Genomic DNA, 26,831 nt, shown 5'->3' on the forward strand with positions numbered 1-26,831 from the left:
TTAGGTCAAGCGCGTGGGGCATCCAGTTCACGCCCCTCCAAAAGTCCGGTTCGTACCCCTCCAAAAGTCCGGTTCGCACCCCTCCAAAAGTCCGGTTCGTGCTACCCTCCCCCATGGCCAAAAGGCAGGCAGCGCACTATGAACGCCGAATAATGGCCAAGGCGCTGGACTACCTGCACGACGATCCAGTAGTGCTCCTGGAAGGGCCCAGATCAGTAGGAAAATCCACCCTCTTGCGCCAAATTGCACGTGAGCGAGCAGGCAGATTGATTGACCTGGATGATCCTGCAACTTTGGACGTGGCCCGTGCAGATCCCGCGCTTCTCATTGCAGGTGGCGGGCTGGTCTGTATCGATGAGTATCAGAAGGCACCAATCGTGCTGGATGCCATAAAGGCAGAGTTGAACCGTAGCCATGAAGCCGGACGCTTCCTGCTGACAGGTTCGGCTCAGTATGAGTCGCTCCTGCCTGACGCGCAGGCCTTGACGGGCAGACTTTCTCGACTCCGGGTGCTTCCCCTCTCGCAAGGAGAAATCGCGGGAGTACATGAGGAATGGCTGGAGAAATTCGTCGATGATCCAGACGCGACGATCGCCGAGACGCGAGAGTCGTCTGAATCTCGTGAGTCGTACATCGCCCGAATAAGCGCGGGTGGATTTCCACTGGCGTTGGCCGCGTCGTCCACTGCTGCCAGAAATCGTTGGGTAGACAACTACGTGGATCTCACTCTGGCAAGAGATGTGCGGGACATCTCCAATATTCGACGGCCACAGCAATTGTCAGTCCTGATCGGACGGCTCGCTGGGCAAACAGGTCAGATACTCAACGTAGAAAAAGCAGCCAAAGACGTGGGTATGGCAGTAACAACGGCCAATGACTATGCCGCGCTCTTGGAACAAGTGTTTCTCATTTATCGATTGCCTGCCTGGGGCAAGACTCTCAGCGCACGGACCTCCAGATTGCCGAAAGTCCACATGGTTGATTCGGCCATCGCAGCGCGCCTACTGCGCCTTTCACCTGACAAGTTGGCGACGATGGAGGCCACAGCGCTGACTGAATTGGGTCACCTGGTGGAAACTTTCGTAGTTGGAGAGATCCTCAAGCAGGTGTCATGGATCGAAGGCGTGCACACATCTGGTCACTGGAACACTCGCGATGGCGATGAAGTGGATCTTGTTCTTGAGCGAGACGATGGAAAAGTTCTGGCGTTTGAGGTGAAGGCGGCGACCCGGGTACCCGGAGGCGAACTGAAGCCAATGGAAAAACTCCAGGCAAAGCTCGGTGACAAGTTTCTGGGCGGGGCAGCGCTCTACCTTGGGGAGCGGCACTACACGTACAAGCCCGGAATTCACGTCGTCCCAGTTGACCGGCTCTGGACGCCGTTGACGTAGACGACCATTCCGCAGTCCTTTGTCCGCAATGGTCCGAGTAGTCCGGCTGGCCTTGGGCGACCACCGCGCTGAGTGGGTCCAAGATCACAGGTATCCGGGCGCAAAGCCCCTTTAAACGTGGGTAGGCTCAGCCCGCTCGGCTGACATTCGCCGAATTCCGCACTGCCATCGCGTCGCATCGCAAAAGGAGTCCTGCGTGGACCTGTACGAGTACCAAGCAAAGCAGCTGTTCGAATCCCATGACGTTCCCACGACCCAGGGTGAAGTAGCCAGCACTGCCGATGCTGCCCATGAAATCGCCCGCAAGATCGGCACCCAGGTCGTAGTCAAGGCCCAGGTCAAGACCGGTGGCCGGGGCAAGGCAGGCGGCGTGAAGCTGGCTGAGAATCCTGATGATGCCTTCGAGAAGGCTCAGGCCATCCTTGGCATGGACATCAAGGGCCATACCGTCCATCGCGTCCTTGTTGCCGAGGCCAGCGATATCGCCGAGGAGTACTACGTCTCCTTCCTGCTTGATCGCACCAACCGCACCTTCCTGGCCATGGCCAGCGTTGAGGGCGGCGTGGAGATCGAAGAGGTCGCCGTCAACAACCCCGATGCACTCGCCATGATCCGCGTGGATGCACTCGAGGGCTGCACCGAGGCCAAGGCTCGCGAGATCGTCGCCGCCGCGAAGTTCGACGACAAGATCGCCGACCAGGTCGTTGCGATCCTGCTGAAGCTCTGGGACGTCTTCGTCAAGGAAGATGCCACGCTCGTTGAGGTCAACCCACTCGTGCTCACCCCAGGTGGCAAGGTGCTGGCCCTGGACGGCAAGGTCACCATCGACGACAACGCAGCCTTCCGTCACGTCGGTCACGCTGACCTGGTGGACCGCGAGGCAACCGACGCGATCGAGTTGCGCGCAGCTGAGTTCGAACTCAACTACGTGAAGCTGCAGGGCGAGGTCGGCATCATCGGCAACGGCGCTGGTCTTGTGATGAGTACGCTCGACGTTGTTGCCTACGCCGGCGAGGAGTTCGGTGGGATTCTTCCGGCCAACTTCCTGGACATCGGCGGTGGCGCCAGCGCTGAGGTCATGGCCAATGGCCTGGACATCATCCTGAACGACCCTGAGGTCGAGTCAGTCTTCGTCAACGTCTTCGGCGGCATCACCTCGTGCGACGCCGTTGCCAACGGCATCCTGCAGGCATTGGAGATGCTCGAGTCCAAGGGCGCAACGCTGACCAAGCCGATCGTTGCTCGCATCGATGGCAACAACGCGATCGAAGGTCGCGCGATCCTCACCAAAGCGAATCACCCACTAATCGAAATGGTCGAGACCATGGACGATGCTGCGCGTCGCGCTGCCGAATTGGCAGCAGCACGCAAGGCCGGAAAGTAGAGGCATACGAACATGGCTATTTGGCTGAACAATGAAAGCAAGATCCTCGTCCAGGGCATGACTGGCTCAGAGGGCACCAAGCACACCCGCCGCATGGTTGCCTCCGGCTCCAACGTGGTGGCCGGCGTGACCCCAGGCAAGGCCGGTCAGGATCTTGACGGCATCCCGATCTTCAACACCGTTGGTGATGCAATGGCCGCAACGGGTGCAAATGTCAGCGTGGCATTCGTGCCGCCGAAGTTCGCCATCGGCGCTGTTGAAGAAGCCGTCAATGCTGAGATCCCTTTGCTGATCCTGATCACTGAAGGCATCCCGGTGCACGACACCGCGAAGTTCTTCCAGCTCTCGCAGAACTCGGGCAAGACCCGCATCATCGGGCCAAACTGCCCAGGTGTGATCACTCCAGGTGTTGCCAACGCGGGCATCATCCCGGCCGACATCACCAAACCGGGTCGCATCGGACTGGTCTCCAAGTCAGGCACCCTGACCTACCAGATGATGTACGAACTGCGCGATATCGGCTTCAGCACCTGCGTTGGCATCGGTGGCGATCCGATCATCGGCACCACGCACATCGATGCGCTGCAGGCCTTCCAGGACGATCCCGACACTGACGCGATCGTGATGATCGGTGAAATCGGTGGCGACGCTGAAGAGCGTGCCGCTGCTTACATCGGTCTGCACATCACCAAGCCAGTTGTCGGCTATGTCGCTGGCTTCACCGCACCTGAGGGCAAGACCATGGGCCACGCTGGCGCCATTGTGTCGGGCTCGGCAGGCACTGCTGCAGCCAAGCAGGAAGCACTCGAGGCTGTTGGCGTCAAGGTCGGCAAGACACCGAGCGCGACTGCTCGCCTGATGCGCGAAATCATGACCAAGGGCTAGGAAAGCAAGAGCGCGAGACATGTGAAAACCCCCGGGGAACCGGGGGTTTTCACATGTCCGTCACTACTCGCCGATCCGCCTCATTCAGGCGGCGCTTCCATCCCACGGCTTGATCTGGCGTAACTGCTCAGCCAGTTGAACTGAAGCCGCTTCTATGTCGTGCGCTACTTGTGCACGAAGCCAGTAGCCGTTGGACAGCCCAAAGAACTTGCAGAGACGCAGATCGGTGTCGGCAGAGATCGCACGCTTGCCGCTGATGATGTCGCCGATGCGCTGGGCAGGAACATTGATCTCTTTGGCCAAGCGGTAACGGGACATACCTAGGGGGAGGAGAAACTCTTCCCAGAGCAATTCGCCTGGAGTCACGGGATCAAGGGCAGGCAACTTCGCGCTCGATGCCAGGCTCGATCTGGATCGAATTGGCTTCTTGGCCTTTGTTGTCACGATGCTTCCTTCGCGCTAGTGATAGTCAACAATCTCAACTGCAGCAGGCCCAGCGCTGGTCCATGCGAAGCACACCCGCCACTGGTCATTGATCCGAATGCTCATTTGTCCACGCCTTTTGCCTTTCAACTGCTCCAAGCGATTTCCTGGCGGAATACGGAGATCATCCAATTGACCAGCGATCTCCAATTGAAGCAGTTTCCGCCGAGCTACCTTCTCGATCGCTACAAACCGCCGCACTCGCATTCCACCGGCAAGTGCCTCGGTGTCACTGTCAGCGAAGGACAGGATCACGATCCAATAGTAACGCATAGCGTTAGTAATGCCAAGCGCGACTGCTCGTCTGATGCGCGAAATCATGACCAAGGGCTAGGAAAGCAAGAACGCAAGACATGTGAAAACCCCCGGGGAACCGGGGGTTTTCGCATGTTCAGCTAAGCGCGAAGACGGGCATGTGATCCAACACCTGTGCACAGATGTCAACGATCTCCTGAGACCTCGCACAGTCCTCGAGTACGTCCAGAGTCGTCAGAGCAGGGTCATCGGGCCTCGGATACTCCGCTGAACTGCGCGTCCGCCTCATCCTGTTGAAGGGAAGCAGTTGCCTACCCATGGGAGGTTCCAACTGTGCGTAGACGGCTTCGTATATCGCTTGGTGGTGGCCGGGAAGACTGGTGGTGCGTAGTCCCTGGTTTTCCAGGACAGCTCCCAGCGACTTGCGTGCTGCGTCGTACACCATCGCGTACGCACCCTCGGGATCTGTCTCAGCAATCACACTTGCACTCAGTAGGTGCTGGCGAGCTTGGGCGATCAGCAGATCCGCGTGTTCACGGCTCGCAGGCACCTGCTCGAGTCGTGTGTTGGCGAGCATCTTGGTAATCGTTTCGCGGCCCTGCTCCCACACCACGCTCACGTGGATGCCGCGCTCAGCTGCAGTTCCACCAGTGGGCGGGATTGGACCGATTTCAGAAACGGATCATCGCCGGGGACTGCCCAGCGGTCAGGGCGAACTCGGCGGATGTTGACCTCGCGGTTGAGTCGACTCGCTGCATCGCCCACTGCTTCGTCCAGATCATCAAGGTCGGCATCACCGACCACGAGAACGTCGATGTCCCTGGGGATCGCGCCCGGGTGCCCCTCGTAGCGCGCTGCCCACGAGCCGTAGATGAAAGCGTGCTCAATCCCAGCTACTCCAGACAGCGCCTGAGTCAAGAGCGGAAGTGGGCCGTAGGTGACGGCCAGCAGATCGGTGAGCGAGCTGGCAATGATCGAGTGAGTGTTGGCGCGCAGCATCCGGCTGTTGCCTGCGCGCTCCTCGGTGATCCAATGGGCCGCGCTGAGTCGGTTTGCCTCAGCGTGCACAGCCCGCACGCTGGCATGGGCTCGACGGGCCAGGTCGGTGAGACTGTAGGCATTCTCGGGATCCAAGAACAGGGTCGCGAGGATGTCGCCCTGCACTCGCGAGCGCAGCATCGGCAGTAGGGCTGACGCCTTAGTTTCCATCACAAGTAATGTACATTACCTTTTATGTAAGTCAAGTGCTCGGATTATGTATTGTGTCCATCTCGAGGCTGCGTCCCGAACTGGTCTGCAAGCGCGTCCCCCATTTGAGTGAAAAGATGTAACCTTGGCCGGGGATCGGGGTGAAGTTTCCGGAGGTTGAGTTGACCGACTTAGCGATGCACGACCAGTTGACAGGACTCGCGAACCGCGATGCCTTGTTAGCGGAGTTGGGGCGCGCGCTCAGTGCCAGTCAGCGCTCGGGTCGCCCCACGGCAGTGCTGATGATCGGTCTGGATCGATTCAACGAGGTCTACGACTCCCTAGGAAGCTCCTACAGCGATGAGTTGCTTCGCGCGGCGGCCGCGCGTATTCAAGTGACCGTTCGTGGCAGTGATGTGGTCGCCAGGCATGGCGTCGATGACTTTCTGGTCGTCATTCGTGAGTTGAGCAATGCCACCGAACCGGTGCGCGCAGCCATGCGCGTCATCGATGCCTTTCACGACTCCCTAGAGGTGTTAGGCACACGCGTGCAGACCACCGTCAGTGTCGGCGTGGCGATATCGGTTGGCCAGGTCGAACCAAGTGAGTTGCTGGACGAGGCCGACACAGCGATGTTTGCAGCCAAGGCCGAGGGCCGCGATCGGATGGCGCTCTACAACGCTGACCTGCAAGCCTCGGTGATTGAACGGGTGACTGCTGAAGACCAATTGCGCACGGCCTTGGAGCGCGATGAACTCGTGGTCTGGTACCAACCAGAAGTCGACCTGAGCACAGGCTCTTTGGTAGCCGTTGAAGCCCTGCTCCGCTGGGATCACCCTGATCATGAAATGCGGCTGGCTGAAGAGTTCATCAAGACCGCGGAGGACACTGGGCTCATCATCGGGATAGGTGCCTGGGTGATCGATCAGGCTTTGCATCAAGCGGCAACCTGGGCACAGACTAATCCCGAAAGTCCATTGACAGTTCGGATCAATGTCTCTGCAATACAGTTGTCGAGCACAGCGTTGTTGGAGACCATTGATGCGGCTCTGATTTCAAGTGCGGTGTGTCCGGATCTGCTCTGCCTTGAGATCACTGAGACTGCATTGCTACGCGAAACACCAACAGTGCGAGCCAATGTGCTGGGCATTCGCGAACGAGGCATTCAAATTGCGATTGACGATTTCGGCACTGGCTTCGCGTCCTTGGCCTACCTGCGCAACTACCCAGTTGACGTGGTCAAGCTTGATAAGGGCTTCATCGCCAATGTCATTACCAACGATGTCGATCGACGGCTCGTGGCAGGCATCGTGGCCCTGGCTCGTGAATTCGGTGTCGCTGTCACCGCTGAAGGTGTTGAGCACGAAGACCAGGCCAACTTCCTCAGATCAGTGGGCTGTCCGAGCGCCCAAGGCTTTCTCTACTCTGAAGCTGTGCCGGCCAGGCAAATCGATGAGCTCTTCGAGCACGTCTACCCGCATTCCTGACCTCCGTTCACCCGTAGTGCCGAACCCGCTTGTGCTTGCTCTTCTGGTAGTCCGCGACCCACGTCTTTGAGCTCTGCCACGTTCCGTTGCTGGATTTCTGCGCGCGTAGGCGACCCCGCTCTGCCGCAGCTCGCAGTGCAGTTGCTGTGAGCCCTGCCTTTTCATCGACCAGACTTGCCAATGGCACCAGCCGTGCAGGACCAGCTAATGCCGGGACGACGAACTTGTAGAGGTTGTTTGTGACGGCCCGTGCAATCAGTTCACCTAAGGGTCCGTAGTCGCCCTTGTCTGCCTTGCGCATCGCCGTCAGGTACTTGGTGCGCTGGTTCTTGAACACGATTGCCGGCGGATAGCCGAGACGGACGAGGAGCAAGTTGAGCACGAGTCGGCCCGTGCGTCCGTTTCCGTCCAAGTAGGGGTGGATTTTCTCGAAGTCGTTGTGGAGCTTGGCCAGGCGTTCAGGAAACGGCACCTGGCTGGCATCGCGCAGAGTATTGACGTCTGCTACCCAGTCGCTCATCCGGTGGCCAATCTCTGTGAACGACGGGGGTGTCATGCCTTCAGGAAAGGACGCAATGTCATGCTCGCGCCAGTTACCTGGCTTTTCATTTGCTGTCGCATGCGGGTGCGGCGCTACACCCCATACAGGTGTCATGGTCTCGTAGTGGACGGTGCGGACCTCTTGGATGTTGAGAAGGTCGCCAGTGACCCAGTCGCCAGGGTCCAGTGCCTGTCCGTAGACCCACTTGGCAGCGGCGGCGTAACCCAAGACTTCCATGTACTCCTTCAACTCTTTCTCACCCACCGGGCGGCCCTCGTCAAGGAGTGTGCGGACCTCGTTGAGGATCAGCGTGTTGCCTTCCAGAGCTGTCGAGTGGTGGGCTTCCTGATGCCAGAGTTCATCCCAGATGAGTTCGGCTTCTGCCGGCGTAGGCAGGCCGCCCAGGCGGGTACGCAGATCTGCAATTGCTTCCTCAAGTTGGCGATAGATCGCCTGCCGAGAAGGTCGCCCGGGTTTCATGCGCGCCTCCTTGATGCGGCCGTTTTGTAAGTTGCTGAAGTAGGGCTCACAAAACTACAACACAACAACTTCCTGAATCGTAATACTACTTGTTGAGTACTGCCATAATAAACACAAACACGACAACTCTATGCAGCATATCGGGAAGTACCCGACCTGGCCTGCCGTGAGCCCCGATGGGAAATATGAGTCGCCGAACACTGCCAGCAGGTCCCCGATCTGCGCCCAAAAGTCTGAAATGGTGGACTTGTGAGCGCGCCAGTGATGAACGACCTGAAAGCGCTGACCTCCCGGCTCCATCCGCGTTGGCTGATCGCGCCCATCGGCACGCTCGTTGGAGCCGCCATCAGCATGGTGCTCATCGGCATCCCCATCTGGGCGGCATGGCTCACCACTGACCACGGTGCCAATGGACCACGTGAACTGGCCAATCTCATCGGCGGAGCCTGGCTTGGCATTCAGAATGTGCCACTGAACAACGGCCCGGTGAAGTACTCGATCCTGCCCTGGGGCTTGGTGATCGTGGTGATCTTCGCCCTCTACCGCGCCGCACTGATGCTCGGCAGAGCTACCAAGAACTCCACAAAGCTTGAATTGGGCATCCTCATGGCTGTCGCAGCGTTGACCTATGCCGCAGTCATGGCAACCGTCGCGGCTCTCACCGCAACCCAAGGACTGCAAGCCCCGATCGGCCAGGCAGCACTCACCGGCGCCATCATCGCCGCAGGAACGTTCGCAACAGCACTCATGCGGACGACGGATCAAGGCAAGGCCCTGCTCAAACAGATCCCGAAAGACATCAAGACGGTCGCGAGAGCGGGAACAGCCGGAGCACTTGGCCTGCTCGGCGCGGGAGCAGTGCTCGCTCTGATCTCGCTCATCTGGCACTTCTGGCAGGCAAGAGAGATCCTGGAGTTCCTTGATGCCGGAGTCTTCGGCGGACTGCTCATCGTCATCGCCTGCATCGGCTATCTGCCCGTGCTCGTCCTGTGGTCAACCTCCTATCTCCTGGGGCCGGGCATCGCCATCGGGCCTGGCATCGGCTTGAGCCCATTCATGCCCACCCCGCCACCGACCGAACTCCCCGCGTTTCCGCTTCTTGCGGCCCTGCCCGAGAAGCTCGGACCACTTGCCTGGGGCCTGCCGATCATCGCCGTGCTCATCGGAGTCGGCGTGGGCATCACCTGTGCGCGCGGGGGACCACTGCCAGCGCTCATGCGCCTGGCCAGCGCAACCGCAGCCTGCGCCGCAACAGGAATCACCATTGGCGCGCTCACCGCGCTCAGCACCGGATCACTGGGCGATGTGCGACTGCTCAGTGTCGGACCAGACCCAGTATTCGTCGGACTGCTGGCCTTCGGACTGACCGCACTCGGAGCAGTGCCGACCGCCCTTGCCCTGCGCACGGTGCCGCCACCAGAAGTGGAAGTGCCCAAGGACAAGTACTACAACGCCGAGCAAACGGCAGAGCCCACAACAGCACCGACAGCACCGACAGCACCGACAGCAGATCCAGTTGAGGAAATCGTCGAAGTCGAACTACCCCAAGAGGCCACTGGCGTGGAGAACCCGACAGATGTGGAAGCATCAGCGACTTCAGACCAGGAGAGTGAGCAGATCAATGGATAAGGCAGACGTTCGAAGAGGACTGTCGTGGGCCTTTGACACCTTCCGTCGCAATCCCGTGCCTTTCCTGGCGCTGGCAGCTGTGGTGATGGTGACCCAGTTCGTGGCTCAGGTGAGTCAGCAAGTCTTCAGCAACGCGGGCGCTGGCTCGTATCTCCTGGTGATCTTGGCCTTTGCATTTCTGCTGCTCTCGGCTTTCGCCGCTATCGGCGTGGATCGTGCGGCCCTGCGCACCACCCAAGGGCACGAGCCAAATTTCGCCGACATGCTGACCACCCAGTATCTGGGCAAGTACATCCTGTTCGTACTGGCCTACATCGCTCTGACGGTCCTTGGCTTGATGCTGTGCATCCTTCCGGCCTTCTTCGTCATCTTCTTTCTCCAACTGGGCCCATTCTTCGTGCTGGACAAGGGAGTCAAGGTAGGCGAGGCAATCAGATCTAGCTTCGAGGTCATTCGCATGAACATCGGCCCGGCAGCCATCATGACCGTTCTGAACGTCATCGTGAGCCTGTCGGGCACCTTGTTCTTCGGTGTGCTGACGCTGATCACCCTGCCGTTCACGGCCCTGTTCACAGCCCACATGTATCGCCAGTTCAACAAGGAAATCGTCGTCTAGACAGCGACAGACGATCACATGCGAGCCGGAACTGTTGCGCTTGCAGCACTTGGGATAGCGCTGCTACTGCCCCAAGCTGCCAGCGCAGCACCAACTCCCGTCAAAGACAACGGTGTAAATCTCAACATCCCTTGGGCCATCGGCGGCCTGAGAATTGAACGCGACGGAACAAAGCGCGTCCACCCAGGTGAATGGCCAACCGTGCCCGTCGCCTCAGTGAGAATCTGGGATGCGCGAACCGCTTGGCTCAACATCGAGCCGGCAAATGACCAATGGGATTTCACCAGGCTTGATGCCTTCGTCGAAAAGGCCGAGGCCAAAGGGGTCAAGAACATCCTGATGACCCTCGGTGGCACACCGATGTGGGCGGCAAAGCAGCAGAAAGCAACGGACGCACCTTGGCTCGGAAAGGGCTCAGCGAGCCCTCCCAAGCGCTGGGCCGACTGGGCGGAGTTCGTACAAAAAGTCGCGCAGCGCTACCAAGGAAGAATCCACGGCTATGAGATCTGGAACGAGCCGAACTCCCTGACCTACTGGAGTGGAAGCAACGAGGAATGGTCTGAGCTGACAGGCATTGCCAGCAGAGAAATCGCCAAAGCTGACCCCGAAGCACAGATTGTGATCGGAGCATTCGCAACAAGCCCGACCAAGACTCTCAACAAGATCGCGCCGATGCTCGACGCATTGAAGCCGCAGGAAGCAACCGCAACCCCAACAGCCATCAGCATCCACTGGTATCCAACGCGCAAGAATCTCCCGGCCGGGGTGAGCGCGATCGCTACCCAAGTAAGGCAAGCCGCAGAGAAAGCCGGTATCAAGAACCTGCCGCTGTGGATCACTGAGATGAATCTCAGAGACGGTGCGAGTCTGAGCGCAAAGAATCAACAGGCTGCAATGCAGTCAATGACCGACAGTGCAAGTGCAGGAGGCATTCAACGAAGCTGGTGGTACGCGTGGACTGATCTTGGACCAAACAACCTGATTCAGATCTACGAAGGCACGCCAGCGGCGCGCTGGTTGAGATCCATCGCCTGACGGGCCAGATCCAGCCGGACGCTACTGATCGATCGGCGCGCATGGCGCCATCGTGTGCGAAGAGTCTTCCCTCGGGCTAGAAATTCGATTTCATCGGCGAGCACCCATGCGCGGTATGCCTCGTCGGGAGTGGGTTGAGCTGAAGCCCCGAAGGCCACGGGGGCAACCAAGGCAGCAAGCTCTGCAAGCTCTGGACGACCGGCATCAGCAGCCCAGCGCACTGCGACGTCGGGGGAGAGGTGAACAGGTAGCGATTGATCGCGCTGAGCCAGCCGCAGGCGCGCCCAACTCCAGGCTCCTAATACCTGCTCACGCGTGGTGCCAGTCTCCAGTTCGCGAAGTCCAAGACGCCAGCCGATCGCGACAATGAATCGAATCACGACGTTGACGCCGAGCCAGATCACAGCGACGACCGCAAGAGCAGTCGCAAGCTTGATGGAAATCGACCCAAGAGCAGCGAGTAGATCTGCGAGCCCGCCGGACTCTTCGGCTAGGGCGGGAGCAGACGAGCTGCTGCTGGGAGTCGGTGTTGGCTCATCTTTGGGGATGAGGCCTTGTGGATGCACGACCCACGGTTGACGGATGACGAGGTCAGCAACAGCGGCCGCTGCGACGGCAGCCAAACCAGCAAAGCTCAGCACGAGCACGAGAAAGCGAAGCCGCTCCTTGGTGATCAACTCATGCTCGCCGTAAGGACCCAGGATCACCAAGGTGAAGCCGGCTGCGACCACCCATGCGCCAACCCACGCAATCGCGTTGCCGGCCGCCCCCAGAGCAAGAGCACAGACCAGCAGAAGGGTCATCGGCACAAGCACGAGTCGCGCGTATCGAGTCGATGCAATCAGCGCCGCAGCGGTGGTCAAGCCGCAGGCGACGAATGAGGCCCTAGCGATAGACCCTGAGTTTGTGCCGCCAAAGAATTCCGCTGCTGCGGCAAGAATTGGAGGCAAGCCCAAGGCGATGACCCAGGCCAGCACACGGCGCGGAATCGCCATCACAGCAGAAACCATGAACCAGCACAGCAGGGAAGTCGCCGCAACCCAGAGCACGAGACCCTGGAAACTGACGATCTGCGCGAAGACCGCCCAGTTGATGACCAGTGTGGGCAGCACGGCCCAACTTCGCCCATCGACCAGGCGCACGGCTACTTCTTCAAGGCTTGGCTGGCGGTGATCTGACCTGCAATGAGTGTCACTGCGGTTTCGCAGTGCTGCGCGATGATGTCGGGGCTGTGCGAGGCGAGGATCAACGTTCCGGCTGATCCGTAGAACTCCTGAAGGCGCCCGGTAGCTCGCTCATTGAACTCCGCGTCGGCCATCCCGATGCCCTCGTCAACTACCAGGATGTCGGCCTTCAACGCCGTGATAGCGCTGAAGCGCAACCGCACCTGCATGCCGCTTGAATAGGTATAGACGGGATGACGTGCTCGATCGCCGAGACCGGAGAAGTCAATGATCGACGGCAGCAGTTCAGCCATGCGCGAAGGCGACTCACCTAGGCGAACACCAATGGCAATGGCGTTCTCTTCACCCGATTGCTCAGGGTCCAGACCTTGGCTGGGCCCACCAAGCAGCGCGAGCACGCGCCCCTGCACTCGGGCCTCGCCTTGAGTTGGAGTCAAGGTCCCGGTGATGACGGAAAGCATCGTTGACTTGCCAGACCCATTGGGTCCGACGATGCCCAAATGCTGACCTGGCTCAACTTGAAGATTGACGCCGCGAAGAGCACTGATGATCTCGGGACGCTCAACGCGACGAGTCAGCAAGTTCGAGACTGTGCGCTTCAAGTTGTAGTGATGGGCATGACGAAGCTGGTATTCAACCCATACCTCTTGCAGATCAATGGAGTAGGTCATCGCGCTACACCCAGTACGCAATCCGATTGTGGACACGACTGAAATGCCACACGCCAACGATCACGTTCACGAACGTGATCACGAATGTACCGATCACGGCAATCTGCCCGGGCCATTCGCCCAGCAATGGTGCCCTCATGAACTCCAGCAGATAGGCCAATGGATTCCATCCGGCGATCGCCGCTTGCTGTTTGGACGTCAAATCATCGGCGACCCAGAAGATTGGGGTAAAGAAGAACATCACTCGAACTATCGAGGTCACGATCTGTCCAACATCTCGGTAGCGCGCCACTACTGGACCGAGCCATAGCCCCACGGCGATGCCATTGATGCAGATTAAAGCCAACGCAACAGGAACAAGGACAATTGACCAGCCGACCGGAACTTGAAACAAGACGAGGACTGCCACAATGACAATCGCATCATGACCAAACTGAATCGTCGTTGAGGCGAAACCTTCTAATACGTACGTTGACATCGGCCCAGGCGTGGAAGTGATGCCCGATGCGTTTTTCACGATGGCGTTGGCTCCGCCTTGGATCATGCCTGTCATCCATGTGAAGACGATAAAGCCGATAGCAACGTAGGGCACGAAGGTATGGATGTCCTGATCAAGCAGGATCCCAAAAAGCATCGAAAGACCGGCGACAAACACGACTGTCTGGAGCGTGATCCACCAGGGCCCCAGATAGGTGCGTCGATAGGAAGACCGAATGCTGTGCCAAGTCAACGTTCCCCAGACTTGGTACCGGCTGACGCCCGCTTTGATATCGGCGATGCCAGCAGTCAGACTTCCTGCCGGAACCTCGCCGACAGCTCCACGCGCCTGATCCGTCGTCACTCTGGCAAGGATAGTCGAATGCGTTACGCACAGATTTCAGAGCAGGTAGGCGTCAAGACCGCAGTGTTGTGACTTCGGCAACTTGACCCCAGGCCCTGCTGGCGCTGTCAAGCACGCTCGTGCCGCCGGTGATCAGTGCGATATGGCCAAGGCCACGAGCACTCGCCAGCTCTTGGATCCTCATTGGCAGTGTCGTATCCGAGGGTTCGATCATGGCAAGCCAATCAAGTGCCGCATCGCGGTCGCGGGGCGAGACTTCGATGACGTGCTCACCAGAGCGTGTCGTGGTTAACAGCACCCGTTGCGCCGAAGTGCAGTGTGCCAGAACGCAGGATGCAGCCAGATCTACTGCCGCCTCGAACGCGTCTGCATCGAAACTACTGAATTGCGATGCGGTCTTGTTATACGAACGCTTGTCGAGATCGAGGACAACGAGCAGCGTCGGCACAGTTGTGTCGACTAGCCGACGAACCATCAGTTTGCCCGCTCGAGCCGATGACCTCCAGTGGATCAAGCGCATTGGATCACCCGGAACATATTCACGTAGGGAATGAAACTGTTCCGATCCGGGGCGTTCGTCTAGAACGCCAGAACTGATGGGGGTCACCTGTACAAGTTGCGGAACCGCCACGATGCGGGGGACGACGACAACCTGAGTGAGGGCTCTCGTCGCGAGCGTACGAACACGCAAACCAAACAGATCAGCAAATTCCAAGCGTGATGGTCCAACAAGGAATTTTCCACGCCTAGCAGTTTCGATTGGCCACTCGAGTATCGGTTTGACCTTTTGGCGGCGTTCTCCAACGGCATTCACCCAGGTGCTTGGGCCATACACGGCGACTTCGATGCGCAGTCGTGCCGATTGGCCGCGGGTTACGCGAGAAGGGACTTCGACATCGTGCCAGATGGCCGATTCAGGAACTCGCGCAAACCAAAGGCCTACGCCGAGTAGAGCCGCAATACCGATCAGCGCGGAAGCAAGTTCGACCCACACGTCTCTAGTTTCCCTGCGGTGCGGGTACCTGTTCGATGATCTGAGCGATCACGCCTGCTTGGGTGGCTTTGTTAGCCAAGGCGTCAGCTTCTAGGACCAGGCGATGGGCGAGCACCGGCTCGGCGAGCTCCTGGATATCACCTGGCACGACAAATGAGCGCCCGCGCACGAGCGCCCGTGCACGGGCCGCTCGCAGCAAGCCGAGAGACCCGCGAGGTGAAGCGCCAAGCAAGACACCGGACTTCGTTCGCGTAGCAGAAACAATCCGCACGATGTAGTCCAACACAACTCCGTCGACCTCAACACTGGCCGCTGAGGCGATCAAATCTGAAAGGTCAGCGTGGCTCAGTACGGGGAGGACGTCTGAGACGCGATCACCAGCGTGGTGCCTACTCAACACGGCTACTTCGGCGGAGTGATCGGGGTAACCAATGGACGTGCGCATCAGAAAGCGGTCCAGCTGGGCCTCGGGTAACGGATAGGTTCCCGCCATTTCGATGGGATTCTGTGTCGCAATGACGAAGAAGGGCGATGGCAGTGCGTGAGTTACGCCATCGACAGAAACTGTGTGCTCCTCCATCGCTTCGAGCAGGGCCGCCTGTGTGCGCGGTGTGGCGCGGTTGATCTCATCGGCCAGCACGACGGAGGCGAATACAGGTCCTGGGTGGAATTCGAATTCTTTTGTCCCAGGGTCCCAAATAGATACGCCAGTTACATCTGAGGGGAGTACGTCCGGCGTGCACTGAATTCGATGCCATGACACACCTGCAGCAATAGACAGGACCCGAGCCAACGAAGTCTTTCCGACTCCCGGCACATCTTCGAGGAGCAGATGACCTTCGGCCAGCAGGCAAGTCACGGCCAAATCGGTAACTTCGGGCTTTCCCTGGATGAATCCACCCATAGCCGACAGGAGGCTGCTAATGCGCTGTTCGCTCCACGCTGGCCCAGTGCCAGAATTGCCCATTGTTGGGGTGAGAGCAGTCATGCGCGCATGTTACGTTGCCGGATCGCTGGATCACCACGTACTAGGGGGCTAGGAGGTGCGATGACCACTCTCGATGGCCCCCCTCTGGATGAAACTGGGCTGGAGTCTGAAGGTTCAGAAGAAACGCAGGCCGAACTCAGCCGCCTGCGTCAGCGGGTGACTGATCTTGAATTAACGGTGGAGGAGTACCGCCGACAAATGAGTCAGGTGTTGGCAAGCACCTCTTGGCGGCTCACGAGTCCTGTGCGAGCCGTTGCCAGCCGCGGGAGAACCGCCCGAGTGAAATCTCGGCGGGCACTAAAGAAGCTTGCAAATCGCAATGCTGACGGTGGAGGCCACAGTTCAATTCGGACAACTGGATTGTTTATGCCGCCCGCAGACGCCTTTCCCCTATATTCCCCGCTTAAGCAGGGAGTAGGTGTCTCGCAACTACGACGGCCAAAGTGTGCAGATGGTGTCATCCAGAGGCCACTTGGATCGCCTTCCGTCTTGGTCGTAGCGCACGTCCACTACCCAGAACTCTGGCCGGACATTGATGATCGCCTTGCCCGGATGCCCGAGGAGTTTGATCTCGTCGTCACCATTACCGAAGGCGAAGCAGAGTCAGTAATCCCAAATATTCTCCGCCGTCACCCGCATGCTCATCTTGAGGTGTGTAAGAACAAGGGTCGCGATTGGGCGCCACTTGTTGAACTGGCAAACAAGGGTCTCCTCTCTGGCTACGACGCCGTTGCCAAAGTTCACACAAAGAAAAGTGAGCATCGAATCGACGGGGACGGGTGGCGTCTAGCGCTGCTCGACGGAATTTTTGAAAGTCCGGAGCAGATCAGGCGAACGGTGGACCTTCTTCGCGAAGACCGATCGGTAGGTCTCGTGGTTCCGACAAGTCAAGTCGCAGGAGTCGAACATTGGGGTAGCAATCGACCCTTGGTTGAAGCGCTCGCATTTCGAATGCAAATGGCGTTTGAGCCTGACGATCTGCAATTTCCCGCCGGTTCGATGTTCTGGTGTCGACCGTGGCTCCTGGAGCGGATGGCTGATCTTTGTCTGGATGGGGCCGACTTTGAACCAGAAGGAGGCCAATATGACGCCACAACGGCACATGCGCTCGAGCGTCTGATCGGGATTTTCAGTTCAGTCGCGGGGATGGACATTGTCGAAGCTATGGATGTGAAGACTCGTCTGGCTACCGTTCGGAGAAGTTCGCCCGCACGGCCAAAGACTTTGGCGTTCTATCTTCCACAGTTTCATTGCACTCCGGAAAATGATGAATTCTGGGGCGCGGGATTCACGGATTGGGTGAATGTTCGCAAAGCCAAACCCTTGTTCCCAAGTCATCGGCAGCCAATTCTCCCGAACTACACCACTGGGTTCTATGACTTGGCTGACCCTGAAGTTCTACGAACGCAGGCCGAACTTGCAAAGCGCTATTCCTTGGACGGATTCATATTCCATTACTACTGGTTTAACGGCCGCGAAGTTCTGAAGACGCCACTCGAAAATTGGCTGGGTGATCGATCGATCGAATTGCCATTGGCGCTGTGCTGGGCAAATGAGCCATGGACCCGTCGATGGGATGGACTCGACGGCGAGACTCTTATTCCTCAAGACCTTACGTCTGGATGGGAATCGCGTTTCATCGAGTCTGTGGCACCATTCATGCGCGATACGCGGTACATACAAGTGCAGGGAAAACCACTGCTCTTGATCTACCGGGTTGATCTCATTTCGGACTTCGCGAAATCGGCAAGTATGCTGCGCGCACAAGCAATCGAGCAAGGTTTGTCTGGGTTGCACATCCTGGTTGTGCAGCCATCGCGGGACTTTGGGTCACTCAAATCAGTGGCGCTAGAAGCCTCCGATGGGCTGGTCTCATTCCCCCCAGGCAGCGGCGTCCGACTCGAACATTTTTCCAGACTCCCGGCGCTGGCCGACAATCATCGTGACGACCAGTTCATCTCGTACGACAGCGCCGCACGTCTTTCCACGATTGAGGGACTCGGCAACGCGGGCAAGCCTGTCCATCCAACGATCATTCCTGGATGGGACAACACAGCACGACGTGGGGGCGACAGTTACGCCTTCGTTGGATCCAATCCGGTGACCTTCCGACAGTGGGCGTACCGTGCAGCTGCGGCGCCCGCAGTCCGCAATTCGGGCTTGCTCTTCGTCAACGCATGGAATGAGTGGGCGGAAGGCGCTGTTCTTGAGCCCTCAGAACGGTTTGGCGATGGAATGTTGGCAGCGTTGAAGGATTCGCAACTCGCGGATGAATCTTGAGATTGCTGCGGGGGCGTCCAAATATGGATTTGCACGCTTCGGTCGGCAATATTGATCGGTTGCATGGTGGGCTTATTGCGGGTTGGTTCGGTTGTCGCTTGTGCAAACCGTCAGCGCCGGACATCGAGATTATCTGGGGTACTCAAACCTTTTCAACGCGACAAATGATGACGCGACCTGACGTTCCGACGGGATTCGGATTCTGGTTCGCGGATGAGTGTTGGGAAGACGTTCCACCCCACGCCCACGCAACCATCCGTTGCGCTCGTCATCCTCTTGAGTTCATTACTCGAACCAGGACGGAAGAGGAAGTGCGCACGCACCTCTTGGTTGTGTTCACGTCCACCTTGCCCGCTCGATTTTCCGGGCAAGTCTGGCGTCTTGACCAGGCTTGTCATGCGTCGTCCATACTCTTGGCAAATCAGGCTGGTGAGCGGCTGGAAGTTCCTCTGCGCGAAGCGAATCGGGCGCAACTCTTTGATGGACTGCGAGGTCATGCGTCGTTCGAATTGAACATGGTCGACGCCTTCGGATACTTGGTGCGACCGGGAGACGTTCTCGAAGTGATTGAAACGTGCTCGCAAGATTTAGTGGGCGCCATTGAACTGACGGAGCTTGCGGCCGAAGTGGCGAAGCCGTTTTTATCGCTGCCTACACAGGTGACGCCAAGGTCCGGTCGTCAGATTGACACAGTTGGTTCTCTTTCCGGTGCAGCTGACTATCGTCCTTTGAACCCAAGCGATATCGCCACGTTGGCTCGCTTCTATGCCGTTGCTGCAGAAGCGAAGTCCGACGACGATGCGCAATCCACTGCTGCTGGGTTGGCTTCGCTCATAGAGCTTGGACGAGGAGTAGGGCACCGACCCACATTTTCAGTTGATGAGCGGGTGCACGCTCAAGTCAATGGAAGACAAGCGACTAGCATCGCGGGCTCTTCTCTATCGCACCTCCAAGAGGAATTTAGGCGTGACTATTGGCGAGTGTCTTCCGAGAATTCACTGCAGGTGGACGGCCGATTTGAGAGGGACTTCGCTGAGTGGCTTTCCTTCGGTGGATTCTCTAGATCTTGGGCCGAAAACTCAGCAATCGATGCTGTTGATAAATCCAATCAATCGGCGACCACGCGGAGAATTCAGAATCTTGTTGTGGCTGGACTCGTGGGGCACAAGTCAGGACTAGGGAACAACGCCGCGGCGTCGGTCACGATCGCTCGCTCATTGGGATTGCACACGTGCACGCGCACCATCGATCCACATCGCCCGCAGATACGAGACCTGGATACTTGTGTGGTACGCGCCGAAGTTTCAGCTGGGCACGACGCGCTCCTGCATCTCCCGCTTGAGAGTGTTCCTGGGGCGCGGCTTTGGCAAAGTGACTTGTGGACAGCAAGAAGGACCATCGGCTTCTTTATGTGGGAGACGTCGCATCTGCCAAACAAGTTGACTCGGATCCCTGATTTGGTAGATGAAATTTGGACAGGTTCAACATACGTGGCGGATCTCTTTGCGAATGTGACAAATAAACCTGTGCGTTCAGTCGGCCATCTGGTTGATGTCACAGGCGCAGTGGAAGTTGACTGGACCCGATGGGGGATCCCTCAAGATGCATTTGTCGTGCTTTTCACGATGGACGCTAACTCAACGGCGGCCAGAAAAAACCCTGCTGCTGCGGTGAAGGCATTTCTGCTTGCCTTGGGTCATGATACGAGTACTCGCCTTGTAATTCACGTGCGCAATGCAGAACAGTTGCGATCCTTGGCACGCGCAGGGTGTGCCCATTCGCGGGAACTCTTAGAACTAGTGCAAGGAGATGCCAGGATGTTGCTTCTGGAAGGCGAGTTGAGTAGGTCCGAATCCCTAGGGCTCATTGCGAGTTCCAGTTGCTATTTGAGTCTGCATAGGTCGGAAGGCTTTGGGTACTCAATAGCTGAGGCGATGGCACTTGGCACTCCAGTCATCGCAACGGGGTATTCAGGAAATATGGATTACTGTAGTTCGGAGACTTCGCTACTCGTCGATTTTGAACTGGTTCGTGTGAATACCGGCGAGTACTTCTATCCGGATAGAGATATGTGGTGGGCCGAGCCCGACATTGAAGCGGCAGCAGTTCACTTACAAACTACACGGGATGGTCGCGGAGTGCGAGCGCGAGTGCAAGCAGCTGCTGCGCTGATTCAAAATAGGTACTCGATGGAAGCGATGAAGGTCGCATATGCCTCCGCCTTCGCACTCGAATGAGGCATTCTCCTCGCGGGCAGGACGATCTCCAATGAGTCGATTCGTTGTCTGCGATCCGTATGGAAGACGCAGTCGTGGGCATAGCGGTACATACAACGGCCTCGTACTTCGCGAGGCGAAATTGCTGGGCTTTGACGTGGGACTTATCCATACTGCTGCACGCAGTGAAACTCCGATTGAAGGGATTCGGGCGCGTACTAGCCGACTGGATCGGCAGCCAAACGCGTCACTTCTTGAGAGCGTGGCTACTTCAATCGAAAAACTAGAACTCGCGTCGGGAGACCACCTGTTTATTCAGTCAGTACTCCCGCGAGATCTTGAAGAGGGCCTTGAGGACCTAATGCAATGCGCGGAAGCCTTTCCGGCAACGGGTCCCCAGATTCACTTGATGCTTCGCTATGACCCTTTTACGCTATTTCAAACAGTTCGTTCTAAGTGGGAACATTTGCGTGCTGGATTAGCGAGTACTGCCGTGGCGCTGGCCCGCGGGCACTTGAATTTCTATGCCGATACATCTGAGCTTGCCGCCGCCTATTCCGAATTGATCTCCCGACCGGTCGACGTTCTGCCCGTACCAGTCGATAGCCGGGCTGGTAGCAGGTCGAAGCGCGCAATCAGAGAACGCAACCTTCCAGGGGCTAACGCCCTCATCTCGTACATGGGGGATGCGCGTCGCGAGAAGGGGTTCCACCTGTTGCCGCAGATAGTCCGTCAGATCAACGCTGCCGAGCCAAGTGCGAAGTTTTGGATACAGGTATATCTGAATGTTGAAGGAGGAGAGCCGCAAATTGTTGACACCGTGAAGGAGCTCGAGTCCTTTCCTTCTTCACTCGTTCACCTACAGAGGAGGCCGCTGTCGGAGCGTTCTTTCCTACGCCAACTCAAGCGTTCTTCGCTCATCTTGCTACCGTACTCAGCGACTGCCTATCGAAGGAGAAGTTCCGCGATTCTTGTTGAGGCGATGGTTGCGGGAACGCCAGTAGTAGCCGTAGGCGGCACCTGGATGGCGCGCACAATTCAGAAGTTCGGGTCCGGCGAATCTGCTTCTTCCGAGTCCGAGTTCGCGAACTGCGCAGTCGCATCACTTGGGTCCGCTCGGCAAGTTCTCGAGAATTTGCAGCGGCATCGAAGCGAGATTTCAGAATTCTCCAGCGCCGCGAGGTTGGTGGCTTTGTTAACTTGTGCGCGGCGCTTAGAGCCTGAGATTCAGAAAGAATTGTGTGGAGAGAAAAGCCTTGTGAGCGCCGCAGGGGAATTCAGGATCCCCAGCTACTCAACCTGCGTCGTGCAAATTCTGCTCCGCACGCTTGAAATCGATTCCCTTTCCCTTGAGCTAAACGGCGCCAAGCTGTTGCCCACCCGGGGCGAGAGTGTCGGTGGACTCTCGACGCTCACTTTTCGGGTCGGAGCGTCTGTAACTGACAGCGCTTGGCGCTCGTTGCAGCTGGGCCTTACGCCTGCTGAATTGGTGGAGATTTCGTCTTTGCGAGTGGAGATTCGCATCCACCTCGGTGCAAAGGTACTTTCGGAATTCACGGACGCACAAGCAGTGTTGCATCCACCTGAGACGGGTGATGGATTTGAGTTCGCCTGGACCAAGCGGGCGAACGCAATTTTTGATCTGCCTCGAATGGTTTCAGGCCTTTCGTCGGTGGAGATTGTGACTTTGGCCACCCGAAATGCGGTTCCTGCCGTCGCGAAACTAGAAGTTATCGATGCCCTCACAGGGCTATCGAGCGTCGTTGCGCGTCCAACCGCGAGTGGGCATGGACGAACCGTCCTCCCAGTAGAATCCACGCCCAAGCCCACTGATGCAATCAGACTCGAGTTGCAGGCAGACGATTTTGGTCAGGCCTCGCATTCAGATGAGCGCCAGGTAGGTGTTGCTTTGGAGTCGTTGACGGTGACTAGCCGTGCGGCTCTACGGTGGAATGGCCATGGTTGGGACGAGATGCATTTGGGGGATGAGTTGTGAAGGTACTTCTCGCTGGAGATTCGCTGTTCTCGAGCACTGGGGGCGGCCAACGCTTCTATGAAGTCCAAGTCCGCAAAAACCCCGACATTCAATTCTTCGCACTCTCTGGTGGTGAAACCAGACGGCGCGGTAGCTCGGCGTTACCGAGAAATCTGCGATTTGTACCCCTCTTTGGTGCCAATAGGCAAAGTGTTGTCGATGGCTCGTTGGATAACTTGCTTATCGAAGGTAAGCCGATTCTTCAGGGCAAAGCGCATGACATCGCATTCTTGATGGACATGGCAGCGTCTGTGGCGGGCATGGAGTTTGACGTTGTCGATATCCCTGACTATCTCCCCTTCTCAGCGCTTCTTCCAGCGATTCTGCGCTCCTTCGACGTGAAAGTTGGAAAGTTCGCTTTGTCCATGCACGGCACTCTGAGCATGGGCTTAACGGATAACTGGGATAACAACTCAATCGAGTTGACCGCACTTCGCCAGTTCGAAGATCTGCTTTATCGCAGTGTTGATGTGCGCTACGCCATTAGCAAGCGCTACCTCGACAGTTGGACGAAGACGACTGGGCTTGGTGGAGTGCTGGTCGACCCGGGCGTATCCATCTATTTACCAAGTGAGGAAGAAAAGGCGAAAAAGACAGGTTCGCGCGAACGCCAACCCGTCGTGCCTACTCTGGATGGTGCACCAGAACTGTGTTTCGTTGGACGCCAAGAGAAGTGGAAAGGCCCCGACATATTCGTTGAGTTCTGCTCGCGACTCCCACAAAATCTCTTCTCTGGATTCAAGGTCATCGGTCCGGACGTTTCCATCAATGGAGTAAGTTCACACAATGAGGTTGGAAAACTAGCCGATCGACGAGGCTTGCCACTTGCGAAGCACGAAGTGGCCTCACGTGAAATGCGTGACTGGTATTCAACTGAACGCAAAGTAGTGATGCTTCCCTCGCGGGTTGATACGTTCAATCTCGTCGCCTTGGAAGCTCTGCTGGCCGGATGCCCGACTATTGTCAGTATCGAATGCGGGGTCGTGGATTACTTAGATGAGCACTACCCAGGGATTCCATTCATAAGATTTGATCCCGAAGACATGATGAATTCATACGAAGCCGTAGTGGACCTTGCGGTCAACTACGACCTTCATAAGGCTGCCCTCTTGGAATATTTGTCGTCTATTGAGAAGTCTGACGGACATCAAGCGGGACTAGTTGATGCCTATGCAGTTCCGCTTGACTTCGATGCGGCCGCGCGCTCCTCAATTGATGATATTTGGCTCGCCGTTCTTGCATCATTTGAGCATTGGGTCAATCAAGCCATTGACAATCTGGAGCAGGTGTCTCTCGAGCGCTTTCAGGCATGCTTGCCGGGGTACGAATCCTCGCGGCTCACCGATGACTTTGTGTCACGTCAACATTCAGCCGCAGTAGCGCTGGATGCGATTAGCACCTCTGCGAGGCGATCGGAATTCGTGGCGATCGAGTCACTCATAGGTGGGAACTCGAGGCTATTGAACACGATGTCTTTCGAATTTAATCGTGCAAATCTATTTCGATTGCTGGCACGCTTCGAACTTGGCCGCGGAAACGACTTGCTGTTCGCGACCTATATGTGCCGCGTGATGCGCTTGACCGGCGGAATCTCGGCTCAGACCTTACAAGACGTCACGTCGATTCTAATTAACCGTGGAATGCGCGAAGAGGCGCGTGTGCTCGCTCTCCTGAGTGAGGGCAATCAAGAGGATATTTTTGATTACCTTCAAGCTCGACGAAGCATTGACTTCAGCCCTCCAGTCGCCCAACTTCAAACCGTTCATGACACACGGATCGATAGCAACCCCAAGGTCTCGGTCATCGTTTCTGTGTACAACGCTGCACCACTCGTTGCGGCATTTCTTCGTGAGTTGGCCCGTCAGTCGCCTGACGTGCTCGCGAACTCGGAATACGTGTTCGTCGATAGCAATTCGACAGACGACTCGGCGGCGGTGCTGAAGCGCGAATTGACCGAAGGCGCGGGCAAGAATCTCAGCGCCTTGGTCGTCACAACCCCGGACCGCGAGACAATTCAGAGGGCTTGGAATCGAGGCATTGGTCTAGCTCGCGGGGAGTATGTTTCCTTCCTCGGTGTCGATGAGACCGTCCGTCCAGATGCATACGCGATTCTGGCGAAGCATTTGGACGAAAACCCAAATGTGGATTGGGTCCAAGGCAACGTCACAGTCACAGAGGTAAATGAGCGAGGCTCATTTGTGAAGGATGTCATGCCGTACATACGCACTTTCGAGATGCAGGAGATGCACTATCTCGATAGTTGCTACATCGGCTTCGTGGGAGCTCTCTATCGCAAGTCGGTGCATGAGCGCTTCGGACTGTACGATGATAGTTTTAGCGGTGCTGGCGACACCGAGTTTAAGAATCGGATCTTGCCCTTCATTACAGTTGAAACTATTCCAGAGATGCTCGGCACGTATCTAAACTATCCCGCAGAGCGGACTACCGCGAGCCCTGCCGTCGAACTCGAAGACCTTCGCGCATGGTACGTCTATCGCTCACCAGGGGGTGTGCGCTACCTGTTCGATGATGCGGACTCCGAAGACGTGGCTGCCCTTCTGCTTATGTGCCTTGGCTATCGAAAGACATATCTCGATTTCACATGCACCGATGCGGAACTGGCAACGTCAATCGTGGCCTACGCAACTGACTGGTTGGAAGAACCGAATTCCACAGTTGAGAACTGGAAGAGCGCAGTTTGGTTCATGTTGCAAGCGTGTCAGCGAGCCGATGACCTTCAAACGACAAATCTGACCCGAGGTGTCGAAGGAGCTCGACTCATCAACGGAGCGATGGAATGGGTGTGGAACGCGCTCGCGGAAGCTCAGCAAGGTATGGGCGGCCATGGGGCGCGAGCCTTCGAAATTTTGAACGACAACAGATGGCAGCAACATCATTGGATCTGGCCTTCTGTTCCCTCGAATTGGGCAATTCCTGAGATACATGCCACGACTTCACCCAAGCCACTGACTCTTTCGGATGTCTTAGCATCCGTCGTCCTAGGATTGGGGACACGGGAGGGTGACATTCGCGTCGACCTTGGAGACTCGGGTCTAGCACGAACAGTTGATTTGTGGGACAGTTTGGACTTGCTCCTGGTGACGAGCAACCTCGAAAGCACGGATCCCGAATTGATCAATGCTTTGACAGCAGAAGGCAATTTGACTGTCGTACTTCTCGAGACGGATTCGTTGACACTGAATTCTCATGCGATCTACTCACCATCCTTGGTACGAGTTAATGCTGCAAGAATTCGTCAGGTCGGGATGCTTCTGGAGGCCGCTCGAGTTGTTGCTGTCGCGCCAGAGACGCATTCATCGCCAGTTGCTAACTTCCACTTCGATCTGAGCAGCCAAACGGTGGAGGTTATTCTCAATGCGAGTCTCGTTGGGGTCCCCTTGGTGTTGAGCCAAGAGGCAGCGGCAGCTTTAAATGCACGTATGGGGCTAACTGCTATGGACGGATTCCATGGAAGCCTTGATCTGGCGAGTTTTGTAGTTGAACTGGCTACTCTTGTTGGCTCGGCGCAGGCGAGAGAATCGTCAAGCCGAAGTAGTTTTAGAGTCGCGAGCACCGTTGTAGCACTTGGCAAGGTCAAGTTGTCGTCCCGAATTCAAGAACGTCTGGATCGAATGGAGTGGACCGAGTACTCGGTCTCAGAGCAAGATTTCGACGAGGATTTCTACATGGCGACCTACCCCGATGTCTTGGAGGCAATCGAGAGTGGGCTATTCACAGGCGCTTGGGAGCACTTTCAGACATTTGGCCGGTCAGAACGTCGAGTGTTCCGTCTCTTAGGGAGAAGCAGTTAGTTTTACCTGCCCAGACATTGCCTTTCCTGCATGCCGGAAGAAGCATTCATTGAGGCTCGGTAAGAACTACGCATGCGTAGCCATCCTGATTCGATTTCCGGGGAGAAGTCAGACTTAGTTTTGTGAAGATGTGCGTTCACCGTGCCTCCCCGTGCAGGATGGGGTATCCGGAATTAGTTCGCTTGTTCCCAGGCGGTCTAGGTTGACTGACACTAGTTGTGTCGATCATGCGGCTTCCTGTGCGAGGTAACCTGTGAAGTCTAGTTCGATCTCTTCTGGAGTGAGTTTGCGTACTCCGCGTTTTCGTCATTGGCGACTGTAGGTGTGCTCACTGTATAATCGCGTAGCGTAGTTTCCCCGGCTCTACTTGGCGCTATTTGTTGTTGTAACCAGAACGATTGCATAGCGGCATATGCACCAGCGGATAGTACTCGAC

The 26,831-nt window shown here is 57.1% G+C and carries 21 protein-coding genes; 11 read left to right on the top strand and 10 right to left on the bottom strand.

The window, feature by feature from the left end; genetic code table 11:
• The first annotated feature begins 113 nt into the window (after positions 1–113).
• The 3 genes from Q8M73_05080 to sucD all read left to right on the top strand — a co-directional run bounded on the left by Q8M73_05080 (position 114) and on the right by sucD (position 3,660).
• Complete coding sequence (locus Q8M73_05080) at positions 114–1,391, top strand: ATP-binding protein (GenBank protein MDP2287920.1); 1,278 nt, start codon at positions 114–116, stop codon at positions 1,389–1,391.
• A gap of 196 nt (positions 1,392–1,587) precedes the next feature.
• Positions 1,588–2,775: an ADP-forming succinate--CoA ligase subunit beta gene (gene sucC, locus Q8M73_05085; GenBank protein MDP2287921.1), complete on the top strand. Its 1,188-nt coding sequence runs from the start codon at positions 1,588–1,590 to the stop codon at positions 2,773–2,775.
• Positions 2,776–2,787: 12 nt separating this feature from the next.
• On the top strand, positions 2,788–3,660 hold the full coding sequence (gene sucD, locus Q8M73_05090) for a succinate--CoA ligase subunit alpha (GenBank protein ID MDP2287922.1): 873 nt from the start codon (positions 2,788–2,790) through the stop codon (positions 3,658–3,660).
• 84 nt (positions 3,661–3,744) lie between these two features.
• Here sucD and Q8M73_05095 read toward each other — a convergent pair whose 3' ends face one another.
• From Q8M73_05095 to Q8M73_05110, 4 genes are all read right to left on the bottom strand, one after another.
• Entirely contained in the window at positions 3,745–4,044 is a 300-nt protein-coding gene (locus Q8M73_05095; GenBank protein ID MDP2287923.1) for a HigA family addiction module antitoxin, read from the bottom strand.
• Between the two features lie 75 nt (positions 4,045–4,119).
• On the bottom strand, positions 4,120–4,398 hold the full coding sequence (locus Q8M73_05100; GenBank protein MDP2287924.1) for a type II toxin-antitoxin system RelE/ParE family toxin: 279 nt from the start codon (positions 4,396–4,398) through the stop codon (positions 4,120–4,122).
• 136 nt (positions 4,399–4,534) lie between these two features.
• Positions 4,535–5,017, bottom strand: coding sequence for a hypothetical protein (locus Q8M73_05105; protein ID MDP2287925.1), 483 nt, complete (start codon positions 5,015–5,017; stop codon positions 4,535–4,537).
• A complete protein-coding gene (locus Q8M73_05110) occupies positions 5,014–5,607 on the bottom strand; it encodes an ArsR family transcriptional regulator (GenBank protein ID MDP2287926.1) in 594 nt (197 codons plus the stop codon). Before Q8M73_05110 ends, Q8M73_05105 begins: the two co-directional genes overlap by 4 nt.
• A 140-nt stretch (positions 5,608–5,747) precedes the next feature.
• On the opposite strand from Q8M73_05110, the gene Q8M73_05115 reads away from it, so the two are divergent.
• Complete coding sequence (locus Q8M73_05115) at positions 5,748–7,073, top strand: bifunctional diguanylate cyclase/phosphodiesterase (protein ID MDP2287927.1); 1,326 nt, start codon at positions 5,748–5,750, stop codon at positions 7,071–7,073.
• Positions 7,074–7,080: 7 nt separating this feature from the next.
• On the opposite strand, the gene Q8M73_05120 is transcribed toward Q8M73_05115, so the two are convergent.
• Complete coding sequence (locus Q8M73_05120) at positions 7,081–8,094, bottom strand: Fic family protein (GenBank protein ID MDP2287928.1); 1,014 nt, start codon at positions 8,092–8,094, stop codon at positions 7,081–7,083.
• 249 nt (positions 8,095–8,343) lie between these two features.
• Here Q8M73_05120 and Q8M73_05125 point away from each other — a divergent pair, with 249 nt between their 5' ends.
• From Q8M73_05125 to Q8M73_05135, 3 genes are read left to right on the top strand one after another with little or no spacing between them, the layout of a single operon-like run.
• Positions 8,344–9,723 carry a DUF6350 family protein gene (locus tag Q8M73_05125; GenBank protein ID MDP2287929.1) on the top strand — a complete coding sequence of 460 codons (1,380 nt, stop codon included), beginning with the start codon at positions 8,344–8,346 and terminating at the stop codon, positions 9,721–9,723.
• Complete coding sequence (locus tag Q8M73_05130; GenBank protein ID MDP2287930.1) at positions 9,716–10,339, top strand: hypothetical protein; 624 nt, start codon at positions 9,716–9,718, stop codon at positions 10,337–10,339. Before Q8M73_05125 ends, Q8M73_05130 begins: the two co-directional genes overlap by 8 nt.
• An 18-nt stretch (positions 10,340–10,357) precedes the next feature.
• Positions 10,358–11,374 carry a cellulase family glycosylhydrolase gene (locus Q8M73_05135; GenBank protein MDP2287931.1) on the top strand — a complete coding sequence of 339 codons (1,017 nt, stop codon included), beginning with the start codon at positions 10,358–10,360 and terminating at the stop codon, positions 11,372–11,374.
• Here Q8M73_05135 and Q8M73_05140 read toward each other — a convergent pair.
• From Q8M73_05140 to Q8M73_05160, 5 genes are read right to left on the bottom strand one after another with little or no spacing between them, the layout of a single operon-like run.
• The gene (locus Q8M73_05140; GenBank protein ID MDP2287932.1) at positions 11,329–12,516 is read right to left on the bottom strand and encodes a hypothetical protein; all 1,188 of its coding nucleotides are present in this window, start codon (positions 12,514–12,516) and stop codon (positions 11,329–11,331) included. The genes Q8M73_05135 and Q8M73_05140 overlap by 46 nt on opposite strands.
• 2 nt (positions 12,517–12,518) lie before the next feature.
• Positions 12,519–13,229: an ATP-binding cassette domain-containing protein gene (locus tag Q8M73_05145; protein MDP2287933.1), complete on the bottom strand. Its 711-nt coding sequence runs from the start codon at positions 13,227–13,229 to the stop codon at positions 12,519–12,521.
• 4 nt (positions 13,230–13,233) lie between these two features.
• Positions 13,234–14,070: an ABC transporter permease gene (locus Q8M73_05150; GenBank protein MDP2287934.1), complete on the bottom strand. Its 837-nt coding sequence runs from the start codon at positions 14,068–14,070 to the stop codon at positions 13,234–13,236.
• Between the two features lie 52 nt (positions 14,071–14,122).
• Positions 14,123–15,064, bottom strand: coding sequence for a DUF58 domain-containing protein (locus tag Q8M73_05155; protein ID MDP2287935.1), 942 nt, complete (start codon positions 15,062–15,064; stop codon positions 14,123–14,125).
• Positions 15,065–15,068: 4 nt separating this feature from the next.
• Entirely contained in the window at positions 15,069–16,052 is a 984-nt protein-coding gene (locus tag Q8M73_05160; protein MDP2287936.1) for a MoxR family ATPase, read from the bottom strand.
• Positions 16,053–16,541: 489 nt separating this feature from the next.
• On the opposite strand from Q8M73_05160, the gene Q8M73_05165 reads away from it, so the two are divergent.
• The 4 genes from Q8M73_05165 to Q8M73_05180 all read left to right on the top strand — a co-directional run bounded on the left by Q8M73_05165 (position 16,542) and on the right by Q8M73_05180 (position 26,395).
• Entirely contained in the window at positions 16,542–18,332 is a 1,791-nt protein-coding gene (locus Q8M73_05165; protein MDP2287937.1) for a glycoside hydrolase family 99-like domain-containing protein, read from the top strand.
• Between the two features lie 23 nt (positions 18,333–18,355).
• Positions 18,356–20,569, top strand: coding sequence for a glycosyltransferase (locus tag Q8M73_05170; GenBank protein MDP2287938.1), 2,214 nt, complete (start codon positions 18,356–18,358; stop codon positions 20,567–20,569).
• Between the two features lie 388 nt (positions 20,570–20,957).
• Entirely contained in the window at positions 20,958–22,544 is a 1,587-nt protein-coding gene (locus tag Q8M73_05175; protein MDP2287939.1) for a hypothetical protein, read from the top strand.
• Positions 22,541–26,395 (top strand): glycosyltransferase, encoded by a 3,855-nt coding sequence (locus Q8M73_05180; protein MDP2287940.1) that lies wholly within the window; start codon positions 22,541–22,543, stop codon positions 26,393–26,395. The genes Q8M73_05175 and Q8M73_05180 overlap by 4 nt, the downstream gene beginning before the upstream one ends.
• The last annotated feature ends 436 nt before the right edge of the window (positions 26,396–26,831 follow it).

It is taken from the genome of Actinomycetota bacterium (assembly GCA_030684515.1).
GTDB lineage: Bacteria > Actinomycetota > Actinomycetes > S36-B12 > S36-B12 > UBA11398.